This is a genomic window from Halalkalibacillus halophilus DSM 18494, assembly GCF_000423105.1.
Taxonomy (GTDB): domain Bacteria; phylum Bacillota; class Bacilli; order Bacillales; family Alkalibacillaceae; genus Halalkalibacillus; species Halalkalibacillus halophilus.
This window is the reverse complement of record NZ_AUHI01000010.1, coordinates 20,650-38,308: the sequence shown is the minus strand read 5'-3', so window position 1 is coordinate 38,308 and position 17,659 is coordinate 20,650. Positions and strand designations below refer to the sequence as shown.

Annotated in this window: 17 protein-coding genes; 6 read left to right on the top strand and 11 right to left on the bottom strand. The window is 37.2% G+C overall.

What is annotated here, in order from left to right:
* The first annotated feature begins 7 nt into the window (after positions 1-7).
* The 4 genes from G532_RS14985 (at position 8) to G532_RS0107435 (ending at position 5,812) form a co-directional block, all read left to right on the top strand.
* Entirely contained in the window at positions 8-3,217 is a 3,210-nt protein-coding gene (locus G532_RS14985; protein WP_051189105.1) for a transglycosylase domain-containing protein, read from the top strand.
* A gap of 125 nt (positions 3,218-3,342) precedes the next feature.
* A complete protein-coding gene (locus G532_RS0107445; protein ID WP_027964235.1) occupies positions 3,343-3,981 on the top strand; it encodes a GNAT family N-acetyltransferase in 639 nt (212 codons plus the stop codon).
* Positions 3,982-3,998: 17 nt separating this feature from the next.
* The gene (locus G532_RS0107440; protein ID WP_027964234.1) at positions 3,999-4,646 is read left to right on the top strand and encodes an acetoin utilization AcuB family protein; all 648 of its coding nucleotides are present in this window, start codon (positions 3,999-4,001) and stop codon (positions 4,644-4,646) included.
* Entirely contained in the window at positions 4,643-5,812 is a 1,170-nt protein-coding gene (locus tag G532_RS0107435) for an acetoin utilization protein AcuC (protein ID WP_027964233.1), read from the top strand. Before G532_RS0107440 ends, G532_RS0107435 begins: the two co-directional genes overlap by 4 nt.
* Before the next feature lie 42 nt (positions 5,813-5,854).
* Here the strand turns inward: G532_RS0107435 and motS are convergent, their stop codons facing one another.
* From motS to G532_RS0107415, 4 genes are all read right to left on the bottom strand, one after another.
* Positions 5,855-6,667, bottom strand: coding sequence for a flagellar motor protein MotS (gene motS, locus G532_RS0107430; protein WP_027964232.1), 813 nt, complete (start codon positions 6,665-6,667; stop codon positions 5,855-5,857).
* Positions 6,657-7,484, bottom strand: a complete 828-nt coding sequence (gene motP / locus G532_RS0107425; RefSeq protein ID WP_027964231.1) for a flagellar motor protein MotP — start codon at positions 7,482-7,484, stop codon at positions 6,657-6,659. The genes motS and motP overlap by 11 nt, the downstream gene beginning before the upstream one ends.
* Before the next feature lie 47 nt (positions 7,485-7,531).
* Complete coding sequence (gene ccpA, locus G532_RS0107420) at positions 7,532-8,557, bottom strand: catabolite control protein A (protein WP_281170531.1); 1,026 nt, start codon at positions 8,555-8,557, stop codon at positions 7,532-7,534.
* Between the two features lie 88 nt (positions 8,558-8,645).
* The gene (locus G532_RS0107415; RefSeq protein ID WP_027964229.1) at positions 8,646-9,707 is read right to left on the bottom strand and encodes a bifunctional 3-deoxy-7-phosphoheptulonate synthase/chorismate mutase; all 1,062 of its coding nucleotides are present in this window, start codon (positions 9,705-9,707) and stop codon (positions 8,646-8,648) included.
* Between the two features lie 145 nt (positions 9,708-9,852).
* Here G532_RS0107415 and pilM point away from each other — a divergent pair, with 145 nt between their 5' ends.
* Positions 9,853-12,000, top strand: a complete 2,148-nt coding sequence (gene pilM / locus G532_RS0107410) for a pilus assembly protein PilM (protein WP_027964228.1) — start codon at positions 9,853-9,855, stop codon at positions 11,998-12,000.
* Between the two features lie 32 nt (positions 12,001-12,032).
* Here the strand turns inward: pilM and G532_RS14980 are convergent, their stop codons facing one another.
* From G532_RS14980 to G532_RS0107390, 4 genes are read right to left on the bottom strand one after another with little or no spacing between them, the layout of a single operon-like run.
* Positions 12,033-12,923: a metal ABC transporter permease gene (locus G532_RS14980; protein ID WP_035512749.1), complete on the bottom strand. Its 891-nt coding sequence runs from the start codon at positions 12,921-12,923 to the stop codon at positions 12,033-12,035.
* The gene (locus G532_RS0107400; protein ID WP_027964227.1) at positions 12,920-13,840 is read right to left on the bottom strand and encodes a metal ABC transporter permease; all 921 of its coding nucleotides are present in this window, start codon (positions 13,838-13,840) and stop codon (positions 12,920-12,922) included. Before G532_RS0107400 ends, G532_RS14980 begins: the two co-directional genes overlap by 4 nt.
* A gap of 11 nt (positions 13,841-13,851) precedes the next feature.
* The gene (locus G532_RS0107395; RefSeq protein ID WP_027964226.1) at positions 13,852-14,607 is read right to left on the bottom strand and encodes a metal ABC transporter ATP-binding protein; all 756 of its coding nucleotides are present in this window, start codon (positions 14,605-14,607) and stop codon (positions 13,852-13,854) included.
* A gap of 20 nt (positions 14,608-14,627) precedes the next feature.
* Positions 14,628-15,545, bottom strand: a complete 918-nt coding sequence (locus tag G532_RS0107390; protein ID WP_027964225.1) for a metal ABC transporter solute-binding protein, Zn/Mn family — start codon at positions 15,543-15,545, stop codon at positions 14,628-14,630.
* A gap of 305 nt (positions 15,546-15,850) precedes the next feature.
* Between G532_RS0107390 and mntR the strand changes: the two genes are divergently transcribed.
* Positions 15,851-16,273: a transcriptional regulator MntR gene (gene mntR, locus G532_RS0107385; protein ID WP_027964224.1), complete on the top strand. Its 423-nt coding sequence runs from the start codon at positions 15,851-15,853 to the stop codon at positions 16,271-16,273.
* 49 nt (positions 16,274-16,322) lie between these two features.
* Here mntR and ytxJ read toward each other — a convergent pair whose 3' ends face one another.
* From ytxJ to G532_RS0107370, 3 genes are all read right to left on the bottom strand, one after another.
* On the bottom strand, positions 16,323-16,643 hold the full coding sequence (gene ytxJ, locus G532_RS0107380; RefSeq protein ID WP_027964223.1) for a bacillithiol system redox-active protein YtxJ: 321 nt from the start codon (positions 16,641-16,643) through the stop codon (positions 16,323-16,325).
* Positions 16,644-16,713: 70 nt separating this feature from the next.
* Positions 16,714-17,166 carry a YtxH domain-containing protein gene (locus G532_RS0107375; protein ID WP_035512747.1) on the bottom strand — a complete coding sequence of 151 codons (453 nt, stop codon included), beginning with the start codon at positions 17,164-17,166 and terminating at the stop codon, positions 16,714-16,716.
* Positions 17,167-17,193: 27 nt separating this feature from the next.
* A complete protein-coding gene (locus G532_RS0107370) occupies positions 17,194-17,595 on the bottom strand; it encodes a DUF948 domain-containing protein (protein ID WP_084500617.1) in 402 nt (133 codons plus the stop codon).
* Between the last annotated feature and the right edge of the window lie 64 nt (positions 17,596-17,659).

Here is a 17,659-nt window from a genome sequence, read left to right as displayed (position 1 = left end):
TCAGAATATGAGCGATCAAGAATCTAACAATAAATTTTTAGCGTTTTTTCAAAGTGGTAAGTTTCCTAAAATAACAAGAGTCACATTAGATGTAGCATGGAATGTTATCTTAGTATTCCTAGTGATAGGTTTAGTCGGTGCATTCTTCTTTGGTGGACTTGGTTTAGGTTACTTTGCTTCCTTAGTACAAGGGGAAACGGTTAGTGAAGTAAGTGAGAAGGAAGAAATGGAACAACTCATTTATAATTACGAAGAAACATCAGACATATATTTTGCCGACAACGTATACTTAGGTGAAATGAGAAGTGATCTACGACGTGATGAAATAACGTTAGATGAAGTTTCAGACAACTTCATTAATGCAATCATCGCAACAGAAGATGAATACTTCCAAGATCATGACGGTATTGTTCCAAAGGCAATCATGCGTGCTATGTATCAAGAATTTACTGGTTCTGCAACGCAAACCGGTGGAAGTACATTGACTCAACAGCTTGTAAAAAATCAAATATTATCGGACGAAGTTTCTTTCGAACGTAAAGCAGAAGAAATTATGATTGCAATGCGCTTAGAGCAATTCTTTGAAAAGGAAGAAATTCTAGAAGCATATATCAACATTGTACCTTTTGGAAGAAATTCATCAGGTAGAAATGTTGCAGGTATTCAAGCTACAGCTCAAGGATTATTTGACGTTGACGCGAGTGAATTGAACATAGCACAGTCTGCTTATATCGCAGGCTTACCTCAGAGTCCTTCTGTCTATACTCCATTTGATGGAGCTGGCGAATTAAAGTCTGAAGAAGGACTTCAGCCTAGTTTAAGTCGCATGGACACTGTTCTAAATCGAATGCTAAGAGCAGATTATATAACACAAGAAGAATACGATGAAGCTCAAGAATACGATATTATTGGAAACTTAACAGATAAAAGAGAAACTGCCTATTCAGAATATCCATACTTGGTTTATGATGTAGAACGCCGAGCAATTGATATTATGGCAGAAGAAATTGCTGAAGAAGATGGTTACTCACAAGAAGACCTGCAAGAAGATAGTGAACTACAAACAGAGTATAGGGTCCTTGGAGAGAGACATCTTAGACAAAATGGTGTAGAAATTCATACAACCATTAATAAAGAAATCTACGACAGATTTAAAGAAGTAACGGAGAATTATGACCAATTCGGACCAACGAGAACATTCACCGTTGCTCACCATGAAACTGGAGAAGACTTTGAACTTGAAATTCCAGTTGAAGGTGGAGCATTAATGATGGAGAACCAAACTGGTAAAATTATAGCATTTGTTGGCGGGCAAGACTATGACGAAAGCCAGATTAACTACTCCACATACAATACACGACCAATTGGTAGTACGATGAAGCCATTGCTTGGCTTTGCACCTGCAATGGAGGAAGGAATTATTCAACCAGGCTCACCAATTCCGGATGTTGCCTTTGAATATGAAACAGATTTAGGTGAAACTTGGGATTTATCAAACTATATAGAAGCACAAGAAAAAGGGATAATTAGTGCAAGAGAAGCATTAGCAGCTTCAGATAATATTCCAGCTGCTAAGGTGATGATGGATTTAACTGCGGAAAATCCAGATCCAGTATCCTACTTAGAAGGAATGGGGATGGAACGAACTAGACCTTCTTGGGATGAAAACCATTATAATTCACCTCCTTCTGTACTCGGTACGATGTATACAACAGTTGAGGAGAACACAAATGCTTATTCAACTTTTGCCAATCAAGGTGAATTTGTTGATGCGTACATGATCGAGGAAATAGTTGACCGAGAAGGTTCTACTATTTATGAACATGAAGCAGAATTTACAGAAGTATTTTCACCGCAAACTGCTTATTTAACTTTAGATATATTAAGAGATGTAATTTCTGAAGGAACGGCAACTTACCTTAACAACGTATTAACGAATCCTGGTGTTGACTGGGCAGGAAAAACTGGTACGTCTGGTAACTGGAACGATGCCTGGTTTGTTGGTACAAATCCAAATGTAACCGTTGGAACATGGTATGGTTATAGGCAATATAGCTATGGGGAAGATTATGACTTTACTAGTCAATTGAATTTAGATCAGTGTGCTGGTTGTTCCCTTGGCTATAGTAACCGAAACCTTGGTTATTGGGCACAGTTAGTTAACGCTGCAACGGAGATTGACCCTGACTTAATGGCTCCTGAAGAAGAACATGAAAGCCCAGGAGGTATTGTTTCACAAAGTTATTGTTTACTATCTGGTATGCTTCCAAGTGATACATGTGAAGACTTAGGCTTAACCCGTACTGATTTATTCCATGCGGATCATGTCCCTACAGAAGAAGATGATAGCATCACTTCTGGCAGGTATGTAGAAATTAGAGATTCCATTTATGAAGCAATTGATGAAACACCTAGTGAATTTACCGAGGAAGGTAATTTCTTAAAACCTGGATTTTTGGAAGATCAAGGCTGGGATGATATCGATGATCTAGATAAACTTCTACCAAATCGAGATGTGTTCTCTGACTTATTAGTACCTGAATCTGATCCACCAGAGGATACAGGAACACCAAGTTCTCCATCAGGTGTATCCATTAGTGGTGGAAATGTTACTTGGAACTCTGTAGGTGGAAGCGTTATTGGATATAGAGTTTATGCTTCAAGCTCTGAGGACGGAAACTTCAGACAAGTAGGAAGTACTACTTCCACTTCATTTGATGCTAGTTCAGGTCAAGTTTACGCTGTTCGTGCAGTAAGCTTTTATGGAGACGAATCCAGTATGTCTAATTCAACAACATACGGATCGCTACCTAGTGATGAAGACGAGTCAGATGATGAAGATTCCGACAGTGGCAATGACTCTGATAATGGAGATTCCGGCAATGACGGTGGCTCTGATGACGGAGATTCCGGCAATGGCGGCGGCTCTGGTGATGGAGATTCCGGCAATGAAAGTGACGAAAATGGCTCTGAAGAAGAGGAAGAAAGTGACGAAAATGGTTCAGGCAATGGCAATGGTTCTGGAAATGGTAACGGTAACGGTAACGGTAACGGTAACGGTAACGGTAACGGTAACGGTAACGGCAATGGTAACGAAGAGGAACCTGACGAACCAGAAGAGGAACCTGATGAAGAACCAGAAGAGGAACCTGATGAAGAGCCTGAAGAAGAACCTGAGGAAGACGAAGATAATTCTGATGAAGAAGATCAAAGTTAAATCTTATTTAAGGAAAGCGACTAGTGCTTATGGCTTTTTGCTTTTTTTTTTTTTTGTTATCAGATTATTTTATAGTTCAAGCATGTTATAATATCTCTATAAAACCATTAATAGGTGGTGTACAGTTGAAGCATCCTAAGAAATATTTTCAAAGAACGTTAACAAAAGACGAAAAAGAAGTGATAGTAGAAGGTCCTGTCTCATCAAAACAACTCAGTGAATATAGCTTTGATGATGGGCTGACTGCATTTCGTCCTCCAAAGAAGCAGTTAGAAGCTGTCCGTTCCATCGCGGATTTTGAGGAAGGCCGTGTCATTATTGCACGGGATGGGGACATCATAATTGGTTATGCAACATTCCTTCACCCTGACCCACTTGAACGTTGGTCAGAAATAAAAATGGATGATTTAATTGAATTAGGTGCGATAGAAGTTGCTGATGGCTATCGTGGAATGAAAGTTGGTTCTTCTATTTTAGAAGTAGCCATGGAAGATAAACAAATGGAAAATTACATTGTCATCACAACGGAATATTACTGGCATTGGGATATGAAGTCAACCGGATTATCCGTATGGCAATACCGCGAAGTAATGGAGAAAATGATGGGTAAAGGTGGTTTAAAGCCTATGTCTACCGACGATCCTGAAATCATTTCACATCCAGCTAATTGTTTATTAGTAAGAATCGGAAAAAATGTACCACAATCTTCCATTCAAACATTTGATTCGTTACGATTTATGGGACGGGACAAATTTTGGATGTAACAACGAGGTGAACCACTATGCTAGTAGAAGAAATCATGTCAGACAAAATAATCACATTGCATGCAGAAGATAAGATTGAAGAAGCTTTGGTTTTACTAAATGAAAATCACATACGTCATATTCCAGTGGTAAATAGTGATCAACATGTTATTGGAATTTTATCTGATCGCGATATTCGTGATGCAGCACCATCTGTTTTAGAACAGAATCAAAATCAAGATATTTTAAAAAATAAAGTATCCTCCATCATGACTTCTCCTGTTATTACTGTTCACCCTTTAGACTTTATAGAGGATGTTGCATCCATCTTTTATGAACATGAAATCGCATGCGTACCAGTTACCAAAAATAATCAATTGATCGGAATTGTAACAGAGAAAGACTTATTATATCGCTTGATTCAATTGACCGGTATTCACGAACAAAGCTCACAAATTGAAGTGCGTGTTCCAAACAAAGTGGGGGTCCTCCCTAAAATCACTCAAGTAATTAGCGAAAGAAATACAAATATTTCCTCTGTTTTCATATATCCTTATAATGATAGTCTGACTGAAAAAGTAATCGTTTTACGAGTGCAAACGATGAACCCTATGCCACTGATTGATGAATTAAAACGGCAAGGTTATGATGTTATTTGGCCAAATATACCGGGGTTACAACGATGAGTCATCATGCAGGTTTTGTTTATTCGGATAACTTTGTGAACTATAAATTCCGCGAAAATCATCCGTTTAACCAAAAACGTGTAGAACTTACTTATGATTTATTGATTAAAAGTCAGGCACTCTCTGAAGAGGATATTATTGAACCAAGGATTGCTACAGATGAAGAAATTATGCTTGTACATGATTATAATTATGTAGAGGCTGTTAAAAAGGCAGGAAAAGGCTTACTAAAACCAGAAGAAGGTATCGAATTTGGAATTGGAACCGAGGATACACCAATGTTTGATCATATGCACGAAGCAGCGTCACAACTTGTAGGTGGCACATTAACAGCAGTCGATCACGTATTACAAGGCAACTATAAACACATGGTCAACTTAGGTGGTGGACTGCATCATGGATTTAAGAGAAAGGCATCTGGATTTTGTATTTATAATGATGCAGCAATTGCGATTAAGTACATTCGGGAAAAATTTAATTATAAAGTGTTGTATGTAGATACAGATGCTCATCATGGAGATGGAGTTCAATGGATTTTTTATGACGACCCCAATGTTTGTACTTTATCAATTCATGAAACAGGAAGATATTTATTCCCAGGTACGGGTAGCGTAAATGAACGTGGCCAAAATGAGGGGTATGGTACATCTTTTAACATTCCAGTAGATGCGTTTACAGAGAATGAGTCCTTCCTAGAAGTCTATGAAGAGGCAATGTATACCATTGCAAACCATTTTAAACCAGATATCATTGTCACCCAAAACGGTGCAGACGCACACGTTTATGACCCACTTTCCCATCTATGTTGCACAATGGAAATCTATGAAAAAATACCTGCAATAGCTCACGAAATTGCTCATTCATTTTGTGAAGGAAGATGGATTGCGCTTGGTGGTGGGGGTTACGATATATGGCGTGTGGTTCCAAGAGCTTGGGCTCAAATTTGGAAAATAGCTAAAGGTGAAAATATGTTTACTGGTCAATTGCCAGACTCCTGGATCAATGATTGGAAAGATGAATCCCCCGTTTCTCTACCACTTTTTTGGCATGATGAAGACAAACTGTATCAAGAAATTCCTAGAAAAGAAGAAATCACAGAGAAAAACCGGATTCAACTAAATAAATCTTTACAAATTATTCGTGATGAACAAAAGTTTTCTATGTAACATGAAAAAAGCAAAGCCGCTCTATTGTGAGCAGCTTTGCTTTTAATTTTCTGATGTTTCTGTAATGACTAATTCTACACGTCTATTTTGCTCCCAGCTTTCCGGGCCATCGTTTTCTACAATGGGGCGAGTGTCAGAAAAACCAACTGCTTGAAAACGTGTTTCATCCATTTCTAATTCTTCAATGAAATAGCGAACGACACTACTAGCTCTTGCTCCACTTAATTCCCAGTTTGAAGGATAGATGGCACTATTAATTGGTCGAGCATCTGTATGACCTTCTACTTTCACATTGTTTGGTATATTTTCTAATAATGCACCGACTTTATTTAAGAAAGGTAAGCCTTCATCAACTAAATTAGCTTCAGCTGTCTCAAATAAAACTTGTTCTTGTAAAACGAGAACGACGCCACGTTCTGTGCGATTTGCATAGATCAATTGTGATAACTCGTTATCTTCTGAGTATTGCTCCACTTCTTCTCTTAACTCCGTTAGTTCCTGTTCTCCACTTTCGCTTTCACCTTCATCTTCAAATTCCTCTTCAAATTCCTGTTCAAAATCCTCTTCATTTTCTTCTTCTAATTCATCGCCTTCTAATTCTTCGTCCGTCAGATCTCCATCATCCTCACTTTCTTCGTAATCAGTAGGATTTTCTAGTGGAATCGCTGACGGCATAAAATCAAAGATTACATTTTGACGATAAGACTCTGCAACTGCATTAAATTTAATTGCGTCGATTTGAGACATGGAGAATAGTAGAATAAAAAACACTAAAATTAATGTCACCATGTCAGAATATGTAACCATCCATAACGGGGCAGTTCGCTGTGGCCGCTTGCGTTTATTAGGCTTCATTACGAGACTCACCTACATCTTCTTCCGTTTCTTCTTCAGGTTCCTCTGCTTTCTCAACTTGACTTGGTAGGAAAGCACTTAGTTTTTCCTCCAAAATCTTAGGGTTTTGACCAGATTGAACTCCAATAACACCTTCCACAATAACTTGCTTCATGAAAATTTCTTGGTCTGTTCTTGAAAATAACTTACCAGCAATCGGAAGAAATACAAGATTAGCTAAAACCATACCGTAAAATGTAGTTAATAATGCTACCGCCATCGCTGGACCAATAGTTTCAGGAGATTCTAAGTTATTTAGCATGAGCACAAGTCCAATTAAGGTACCAATCATCCCCCACGCAGGTGCATATTCTCCAGCCTTCTCTACAATCGATCGACCTTTCGTATGTCTATCTTCCGTCGCTGCAATCTCGGCGTTCATAATATCATTAATTACTTCAGGTTCGATTCCATCTATAGCTAAGTAAATACCCTTCTTTATAAACGGATCCTCTAGCTCTTCTACCTCATTTTCTAAAGCTAACAACCCTTCGCGTCTTGCTTTCTCTGATAAGGAGATAAATAATTGAATTAATTCTCGCAAATTATAATCATCATCATTAAAAGCTTCTTTAAATACACGAACACATAGTTTCATTTCCGTCATATTAAAGTTAACAAATAAAGCTCCTGTTAATCCCCCAATAACAACAAAGAATGAACTTACCTGAACAAAAGTTGTAACTCCTCCAAAACCACTGTTAAAGTAAATTCCCATTAGTATCATTGTTGCGCCTAATCCAATGCCAATTGGGGTTAGTAAATCTCTTTTTTTCATTACCTCTCACCCTATTTCTCTATAGCTCTCTATTTTACATATCGGATTTAATTCGAGTTTGTTGAGTCTCTAAAGATAATTCGGTGAGGTAACGTTACTTGTTGTTCATCAATTTCCTCACGACGCAAATGCTTCGTCAATAAACGCATAGACACCGCACCAATATCATACATTGGCTGCACAACTGTTGTTAATGTAGGTCGGACCATGGTTGCTAAACGCGTATTATCAAAACCAATTACAATTAAATCTTCTGGAATTTTCTTACCTTGATCCTGAGCTCCGTGAATAACCCCTAATGCCATCTCATCAGAAGAAGCCAATATTGCTTTGGGAGCTTGATCTAAGCGAAGGAAATAATCAGCCGCTTCTAACCCTGATTTATACGTGTCATCTCCATCGTAGACCATTGTTTCATCTAGATTTAGCTCATTAGCTTTTAATGCTGCTTCGAAACCTTCTTTTTTCTTCTGATTTAGTTTAGCAGTAAGCGGAGAACTCACAAAACCAATTTCTGTCGTCTCGTTCGTAATGACATAGTTGACAACATCTTTCATCGCTTCATAATAATCAATATTTACAGATGGAAGTTCATTTGCTTCATCGACAGTGGCTGCAAGGATGACAGGAACATTTGCTTGGTTGAATGCTTGTACATGCTCTTCTGTCACGGATGACCCCATAAAAATAACACCATCGACTTGCTTTTCTAACATATTATCTAGTAAATCAAGCTCTTTCGTTTTCTGTTGGTCAGAACTACTAAGAATAATATGATACTTGTACATTGTTGCAATATCTTCAATTCCTCGAGCTAATTCCGCAAAGAATAAGTTAGAAATATCCGGAATAATCACCCCAACCGAGGTTGTTTTCCTGCTAGCCAAGCCCCTTGCTACTGCGTTTGGACGAAAACCAAGTAATTCAATTGCGTCTAATACCTTTTTCCTTGTTGCAGGCTTAACATTCGTGTTCCCATTAATCACTCGGGAAACAGTCGCCATTGAAACATTTGCCTCTTTTGCCACATCGTAAATTGTTACGCCCATTTTCATCACCCTCGCTAATCTGATAGCTTTCTCTTATTACTGTAAGCATACTTGATTACATAATCCCAAGCAATACTTATTGCCCACTGATTGTCTAATTCATCTTATAATTTTACAGCTGTTTTAAGGCTTCATAAAATGAATTAAAAGTAGGGATATCCATCTGTTGTTGAGAATCAGACAACGCTACTGCAGGATCTGGATGAACTTCTGCCATTATACCATCTGCTCCAATAGCAATAGCAGCTTTTGCAGCTGGCAATAACAAGTCTCTTCTTCCAGTGGAATGAGTCACGTCGACCATAACTGGTAAGTGTGTTTCTTTTTTCAAAACTGGTACTGCTGTTATATCAAGAGTATTTCTAGTAGCTGTTTCATACGTCCGGATCCCACGCTCACATAGGATAATATTCTCGTTTCCTTGAGAAATAATATATTCTGCTGCATTCATAAATTCATTAATTGTAGCTGCTAATCCTCTCTTCAGCAAAATAGGTTTAGAGGATTTTCCGGCCTCTTTTAACAACTCAAAGTTTTGCATGTTTCGTGCGCCAATTTGAATAATATCTAAGTACTCTTCTGCTACTTGGATGTCTTTAGGGTTTACTATTTCACTTACTACTTTTAGATTGTGTTTTATCCCTACATCTTTTAGAATTTTTAGCCCTTCTATTCCTAAGCCTTGAAAATCATAAGGAGATGTACGTGGTTTGAACGCTCCACCTCTTAAGAGCTTGACACCTTTAGCTTTAATTGCCTTTGCAACTTCCTCCACTTGTTCATAGGATTCAACGGAACAAGGACCAATCACCATTTGTTTTTCTCCGTTACCAACTTCTACGTCCCCGATAGAAACAATAGTGTCCGTTTGTTTTTGTTTACGAGACACTAATAAGGTCTTTCTATAGTCATCTTCTTGGAGTTCTTTTGCCGCTTTGAAAATTTCTTTGAATAAATGCTCAATCGTTTTATATTCAAAAGGTCCTTCGTGTTTCTCTATAATATGATCTAGCATTTCTCGCTCCCTAACTGGATCAAATGCTTTGATACCTTGGGATTTCTTAATATCTCCTATTTTTTTAACCAAGTCCCCACGCTTGTTAATTAACTTTAATATTTCTATATTCACTTCATCTAATTCATTTCTCAATTGATCTAAGTTATTATTCTCCACTTTGTGTGCCCCCATGCTTTGTTTATTACAAACCATATTTATGGTACATTATTCTTAACTAAGTATACAATTATAACGAACCATATACATTTTGTCATGATGTAAATGCTCTACTACATTTGCAGGGAAACGATGGGGTGAATCAATGAGTGAAAAGTTATTTGCGTTAGATATTGGTACAAGAAGTGTCGTCGGAATTATGCTAGAGAAGGTCGAAGGGAAATATCGTGTGCTTGACTTAGTTCAAGAAGAACACCAAGAACGTTCCATGTTGGATGGACAAATACATAATGTCGTTGCCGTTTCCGAGAAAATACATATTATAAAAGAAAAACTAGAAATCAACCACGGGCCACTTAAACAGGTTTGTGTAGCCGCGGCTGGACGTGCTTTAAAAACAATCAAAAGCACTGTTCACTCAGATATTTCTAAACAACCACTTATGGAAGATGAAGATATTTTCCACTTAGAGTTGTCAGCTGTGCAAAATGCCCAATATGAGCTAGCAGAAGCAGAAAGTAACATTGATTCCAATTCCACTACGTATTATTGTGTCGGGTATTCTGTACTACATTATTATTTGGATAATCAGGAAATTGGCTCCTTAGTAGATCAGCAAGGCGAAACAGCAAGCATAGACATCATAGCAACATTCTTACCAAAAGTGGTTGTTGAATCACTTTTATCCGCCTTACAGCGTGCTGGACTTGAAATGGAAGCATTAACTTTAGAGCCAATTGCTGCCATTCAAGTACTGATACCTACTTCGATGCGAAAGTTAAATATTGCTCTAGTCGACATTGGGGCTGGTACAAGTGATATTGCAATAACTAGTGAAGGAACGATAACTGCATACGGAATGGTACCAAAAGCCGGAGATGCGATTACAGAGTCAATAAGTGAAACGTACTTATTAGATTTCCATCAAGCTGAGCAAGCGAAACGAGATCTATCAAATGACGGACAAATGAGTGTAGAAGACATCCTTGGATTTGAAAATAGCTATTCTAGCGAAGAAGTAATGCAGGAAATTGCACCTAGTGTAGATTCATTAACAAATGCAATATGCGATCAAATTATCTTATTGAATAAGCAGGCTCCTCGCGCTGTCATGTTAGTTGGAGGTGGTAGTTTAACACCAACATTACCTGCCAAAATTGCAAGTAAACTTCAAATACCTGAAAACCGAGTGGCGATTAGAAACATTGATGCCATCAAGTTATTGGATGATCATAGCACATTACCTAAAAGCCCAGAGTTCGTTACACCAATTGGAATTGCAATTGCTGCCAAACAGAGCCCAGTTCAATACATAAGCGTGGACGTAAACGGAAAAATGGTACGATTATTTGATGTTAAACAGCTCACGATAGGAGATTGTTTGTTGGCTGCTGGTATTGAATTAAATAAATTATATGGCAAACCTGGGATGGCAATGATGGTCTATATGAACAACCGGAAAGTAACTTTACCCGGAACTTTCGGTAAACCACCTCAGCTTTTTATTAATGGTGTCAGTGCTTCCATTAAAGATACAATCTCTGAAGGTGACCATATTATTGTAAATCCCGGAGAAAATGGAACAAGCCCAAAATACACCGTTGAAGACTTAGTTGGAGATCCATCTGGTTTTACAATAACTTTGAACAACGAAACCATTCATCTACCCACAAGACTGTACGTGAACCAAACTAGCGCGCTTGCAAACGATCAAGTGAAAGACGGAGATCATGTTCAGTGGAAATCAGATTGGAAGCTCGGTGAAGTATTTGATTTAATCGGAGAAAAACGAGTAACGGAAAAAAGTGGCTCCTTTTCTATTACGTTAAATAAACAACCATACATGATAAAAAAACAACAAGTCACCATACTTTTAAATAAACAACCTGCTTCCCTAGATCAAACCGTAGCAGAGAATGACTCTATCTTTTTACAAATTAATGATTTTATCCCTGTTGAAGAGTTAGCCACTCGACTAAACTTGAACTTGAAACACACAATTGAAGTGACTTACAATAATGAAAAAATAAAATTAACAAAACCAAATTCACAGATTCAAAGGAATGGCGAACTATTAGATTCAACGGACGAAATATTCTCAGGGGATCATATCCAAACGAAAGAAAAAACAGAAAGTACTTTTATCTTCCAAGACTTATTTCGGTACATTGATTTAGAACTCCAGGTGCAAACCGGACAACAATTTAAGTTATATAAAAATCAGCAAGAAGTAGGGTTTGCTGAGCCAATTAATTCAGGCGACCATTTAGAAATTAGATGGAGTAAACTCTAGTTCAAAAAAGCAAATTTAAAACCAGCCAGATGTTAATTTGGCTGGTTTTTATTTAAAGCAAATTTCTTATAAGCATATCTGGTATATTTTTGAGTGAGCAATTTTGTAGCAAATACAATGATAAAGATAAGTCCTAACGCAGAGGACATCGATCCTGCAATCGATACATCAAATAAATATGCAATGTAGTAACCTAATATTGCAGAGATACCACCGATTAACGCACTCATCAACATCATAGAACTTAAGCGCCTTGTAATTAAATATGCAGTCGCACCAGGAACAATTAACATAGTAACTACTAAAATGGACCCTACGCTTTCAAAGGATGCAACGATCGACAAAGAAAGCATTCCCATTAATAGATAGTGAATGAAAATAACATTAATGCCTAGTGCAGTGGCTAGTGTTGGATCGAAAGAACTTATCTTAATAGGTTGGTAATAATATATAATCGTCAACGTGTTTACAATTAATACAAACCCTAACATCCAAACTGCCTGTGGTCCTAAATCCATCCCCAACAATGTAAACGTATTCCAGGGCACAAATGTAATCTCACCCATTAATACATGATCAATATCTAAGTGGACTTGATTTGCAAAAACGGAAACGAGAAATACTCCAAGCGCGAATAATGAGGTAAATACGATCCCAATAGAGGCGTCTGTATGAATTCCGCGGTTAGAGAAATACTGTACAAACACAGACGTAAGCATTCCTACAATGAGTGCACCTATAAGCATATAAACGCTTGATAAACTATCACTTATTAAATAAGCTAGCACAATTCCTAAAAGAACCGTATGACTTATTCCATCTGATAGCATTGCCATTTTACGAATGATTAGAAGACATCCAATCGTCCCACAAGTAACCCCTACTAATACCCCTGTTAGAATAATCCAAAATTCATAACTCATGATCCAATCACCTTGTGCTTTCTATTGTTACGTTCTTGATGATGTGTTTTCTTTACTTTGTGGAAGGTCCATTTTTTTGAAACGATTCCTCTTTTAGGGGCTAGGAAAAAGGATAGAAGAAAGATGACAGCTTCACAAAGAACAATAACTGGTCCTGTAGGGATACGCAAAGCAAGCGTACTTATATACGTCCCAAACATGCTTGCTACACCACCAAAAGTTCCTGCTAACATCAACATCACACTTAATCGTTCTGTCCAAAATCGAGCGGCTGCCGGCGGAATGATCACCATTGCTGTCATCAGGACGACACCTACTGTTTGGATACCAATCACAATAGCCGTCACAATCAACACCATTAATAAACTATTAATTTTTTGATAAGGAATTCCTATTGCTTTCGCAAAGTTCGCATCAAAGGTTATAAGTTTAAATTCTTTATAAAATAATAGCGTGATGGTGATTAATACAATGGAGACGATAGCAATCAATTGCACATCTTGCCTGGACAACGCTGCTGCCTGACCAAAGATAAATTCATCAAGTCCGCTTTGATTGCCGCCTAAGTGATTTGAAATATAAGTTAAAAGAACAATTCCAAAACCAAAGAAGACAGATAGAACAATACCTATCGAAGTGTCTTCTTTAATTTTTGAATGATCCACAATGTATTGAATGCAGTAGGTTGCAATATACCCAGATACTAACGCTCCTAATAAGAGCACCAAAAGCATTTTGTTCCCCACGATAATAAAGGCCAAACAAACACCTGGTAAAGCAGCATGGGCAACTGCGTCACTAATTAAGCTTTGTCGTTTCAACACAGCAAAACAACCAATCATTCCACTAGTGATTCCTAATATAATAGTGCCAAATAGTACCCATTGAAAATTAGCATCTTGTAAGATTTCTAACATGATTTAGCACCTCACGATTGAATAACAGAAGGTTGGTTATCTTCGTTTTGAAAAACCTGTAACGCCCCACCATATGTTTGTTGTATATTATCTAACGTAAACACTTCAGAAGTAGGCCCGCTAAACTGTACGGTTTGATTTAATAAAATCACTGAATCAAAGTACTCTTGAACCGTTTGCAGATCATGATGGACTACAATTACGGTTTTACCTTCTGCTTTCATAGAACTAAGAAGTTTAATAATCGCTTTTTCTGTAGCAGCATCTACACCAGTAAAAGGTTCATCCATCAAATAAATGGGAGAATCCTGCGCTAGAGCTCTGGCAAGAAATACACGTTGTTGTTGACCACCGGAAAGTTGATTGATTTGCCTTTTTGCAAAGGTGTCCATACTTACTTTCTTCAAGCAATCCATTGCGATATCACGATCTTCACTGCTAGCTTTGCGCCACTTCTTTTGATGCCTATAACGTCCCATCATAACAACGTCCAAAACATCCGTTGGGAAATCCCAATCCACTTCCTCTTTTTGAGGAACATAACCAATTTTATTTCGATTCACTTCATACGATTCACCTAATATATCAATGGACCCTGCAACGCGTGGAACAATATTTAAAATAGACTTTATCATCGTTGACTTACCTGCGCCATTAGGACCAATGATACCAACTAATTTACCCTTAGGAATATCTACTGTTACATCTTTTAAAACCATTTCTTTTTGATAAGCAACAGATACTCCCTTCATTTCTAAAGCATTCATATGATCCCTCTTTCCTTGCGTTATTCTGTTAAAGCTTCTGTAATTGTATCAATATTATAGCGATACATGCCAATGTAAGTACCTGTTTCTGAACCTTCTTCTCCCATTGCATCTGAATAAAGCTCTCCACCAAGCTCCACTTCATGGTCGCGACTTTCTGCCCCATCAATTACCGATTGCATAGCGCGTTCTGGAACACTGCTTTCAGTAAATACGGCGGGAATTTCATTATCGACTAATACAGATACTACATCTTGAATATCTCTCACACCATAATCAGAATCTGTACTTAACCCTTGAATTCCTACTACTTCAAAATCAAACTCTGTACCGAAATAGCCAAAAGCATCATGAGCAGTTACTAATATTTTTTGATTTTCTGGTATATGAGAAAATTGTTCTTCTCCATACGCCTGTAGCTCTTCTAATTCACTTATATATTCATCCATATTATTAGTAAACGTTTCTTCATGATCTGGTGCATGTTCCGTTAGCTTTTCTTTCACAAATTCTGAGACCTGAATCCAATGTTCAATACTAAACCAAATGTGCGGATCAACTTCGTTCGGGTTCTCCATGTCTTGTTGTAATTTATCATCATTCAATGAACTTGCTACAGCAAATGTTGGTTGAGAATCACCCATCTGCTCAAAAACATCAATCATATTCCCTTCTAAGTTCAAACCATTATAAAAAATCATATCTGCATTGCCTAATTTTCTTATGTCACTTTGTGTTGGTTGATATAAGTGAGGATCAACGCCTGGTCCCATCAGTGCTTCTACTTCTACTACATCTCCACCAATGTTTTGCACAACATCCCCCACTTGAGCAGTGGTTGTGGTGATTTGCAAGGTGTCACTAGAAGAACCAGATTCATTTCCGTCACCGCACCCTATTAATAGAATACTTAAGATTATTACTGTGAACCATTTCATAAAGCTATCCCTCTCTATTTGTAAATTTAAAATTAGTTTTTAAAAAAGTTGCGCTAGGGCAAGTTTTAAATTAAAAAAATATAATATAGTCTATGTAATGACTAAGTTAAGGTGAATTTTTGCCCTAAGGCAATTTTGTTTGCATAGGTAAAAATTAAACTATTATTGCCTTATTGTCAAGTAGTTAACAATAAAGGTTTTCTTTTTAAATAATTGTTTTTTTGCTACAATGGAAGAGATTAAAAATGTTTCGAAACATTTTATGTACTAATAATCAAAAATATCACAGTAAATGGAGGCCCACCATGCCAACTCCCAGTATGGAAGATTATATCGAACAAATTTATATATTAATGGACCAAAAAGGGTATGCCAGATCCTCCGATATAGCTGAAAGATTAAAGGTACATCCTTCCTCCGTTACAAAAATGGTAAAGAAGTTGGATGAAGAAAACTTTTTACATTATGAAAAATATCGTGGCATTATTTTAACCGAAAAAGGTGAGAAAATTGGTAAACGACTTGTTTATCGACATGAACTTCTTGAACAATTCTTAGCAATTATAGGAACAGAAGAAGAAAGTATTTACGAAGAAGTGGAAGGAATAGAACATCATTTAAGTTGGGATAGCATTTTTCGGATTGGGGATTTAGTTGAATACTTTCAACAGGATAAAACCAGATTAGAAGCATTAAAACATATTCAAAATAAAAACAAAAAAACATAGCCCTGCGACTTGAAATGTTAATCAAGTCACAGGGCTTCTTTTTAATATTTTATTTTGCCATTTCTTCTAACTTATCAACTGTTATATGCCAATGAGAACTGTGATCTTTTACAATTCCGTTGGTTAACCAAAATACTTGTGGTGATTCGTGCTTAATTTGGAAATGGTCAGCTACTTCATTAGATAATTCGCGATTATCTTGGATATGAATGATAAAAGCATTCATATTGTGCTTATTTAAGAAACTTTCTAATTCATCTTTTGCCTCACTACTAATTGGACAAGTTAAACTATGTTTAAAAAGAATCGCTTGATCCTCCACTAATACTTCTTTAAAATCTTCATCAGTCTTTAACTGCTTTATACTCATATTTTTCCTCCTATATACCGATAAAAGAAGCTGCTGGAAGGACTCCAACAGCTTCTCCATAATTTAATGATTATTGTTTATCTTGAGAACGCTCGTAAAGGTCATTTGCTTCCTGACGTTCTAACTCATCAGCAACCTCTTCAATTGCTTCTGCAACGTCTTGGGCTACATCTTCTCCACCTTGCATACGTTGTTCCTTAAACTCGTTTACACGATCTTGAAGCTGATCTTTTGTTTGTTTGAAACGGTCTGAGAATTCATCACGCTTCGTTTGGAATTGCTGAGATAAGTCGTTGCTTTTCTCATAAGCCACGTCTTTCCATTCATCTGCTCGTTCTTTTACTTTCTGTGACCCACTATTAATATCCGTGCGTAGATCCTTACCAGACTTAGGTGCAAATAATAGTGCAACGGAAGCACCTACGATTCCACCGATTAGAGTTCCGATCATGAAGTCTTTACTATTAATTTGATCTTGGTTTTCGTTCTGGTTCTGGTTTTGATTGTCTTTGTTATTCCCCATTATAAATCCTCCTTAAATCTTATTAAATTAGTGCTTGTATTTCTTCCATAAATGAATTGCAGCTTCTCCCCACTTAATTGTTTGCGTTGTGGGTGCATGATATTCATTCGCTTGATGCTGAACTTCTTCCGATAGCTTCTGCAATGATTCATTGAATTGATTAACAGTATATCCTATACCCTTAATTCCATCAAATAAAACATTAACCTTCTCTGTCTTAACTGAAATATCCTCTGCCAACCTATTTGTCTTATTAAGTAGTAATTCCGTTTCTTTTGTCACACCTTGGATTTGCCCTTCAAAGCTTTCCACCGTGTTTGACACATGATCTAACGTTTTCGTTACAGACATTAGCGTTCTTGCGATAAAAATCACTAATATTAAAAATGCTACAGCAGCAACTAACGCTGAAATATGTAACAAATTCACGATAACCACTTCCTTTCTTTACTAGTATGTTAAATCTATACCCATATAGGACAAAAGTCAAACT

Coding starts and splice junctions, on each gene's coding strand:
- motP (WP_027964231.1), bottom strand. CDS start 7,484: ATGAAAAAAAGAGATTTACTAACCCCAATTGGCATTGGATTAGGCGCA.
- G532_RS0107400 (WP_027964227.1), bottom strand. CDS start 13,840: ATGTTAGAAATCTTACAAGATGCTAATTTTCAATGGGTACTATTTGGC.
- G532_RS14985 (WP_051189105.1), top strand. CDS start 8: ATGAGCGATCAAGAATCTAACAATAAATTTTTAGCGTTTTTTCAAAGT.
- motS (WP_027964232.1), bottom strand. CDS start 6,667: ATGAAGCCTAATAAACGCAAGCGGCCACAGCGAACTGCCCCGTTATGG.
- G532_RS0107395 (WP_027964226.1), bottom strand. CDS start 14,607: ATGAATGCTTTAGAAATGAAGGGAGTATCTGTTGCTTATCAAAAAGAA.
- G532_RS0107375 (WP_035512747.1), bottom strand. CDS start 17,166: ATGGGGAATAACAAAGACAATCAAAACCAGAACCAGAACGAAAACCAA.
- pilM (WP_027964228.1), top strand. CDS start 9,853: ATGAGTGAAAAGTTATTTGCGTTAGATATTGGTACAAGAAGTGTCGTC.
- G532_RS0107390 (WP_027964225.1), bottom strand. CDS start 15,545: ATGAAATGGTTCACAGTAATAATCTTAAGTATTCTATTAATAGGGTGC.
- G532_RS0107440 (WP_027964234.1), top strand. CDS start 3,999: ATGCTAGTAGAAGAAATCATGTCAGACAAAATAATCACATTGCATGCA.
- G532_RS0107435 (WP_027964233.1), top strand. CDS start 4,643: ATGAGTCATCATGCAGGTTTTGTTTATTCGGATAACTTTGTGAACTAT.
- mntR (WP_027964224.1), top strand. CDS start 15,851: ATGCCAACTCCCAGTATGGAAGATTATATCGAACAAATTTATATATTA.
- ytxJ (WP_027964223.1), bottom strand. CDS start 16,643: ATGAGTATAAAGCAGTTAAAGACTGATGAAGATTTTAAAGAAGTATTA.
- G532_RS14980 (WP_035512749.1), bottom strand. CDS start 12,923: ATGAGTTATGAATTTTGGATTATTCTAACAGGGGTATTAGTAGGGGTT.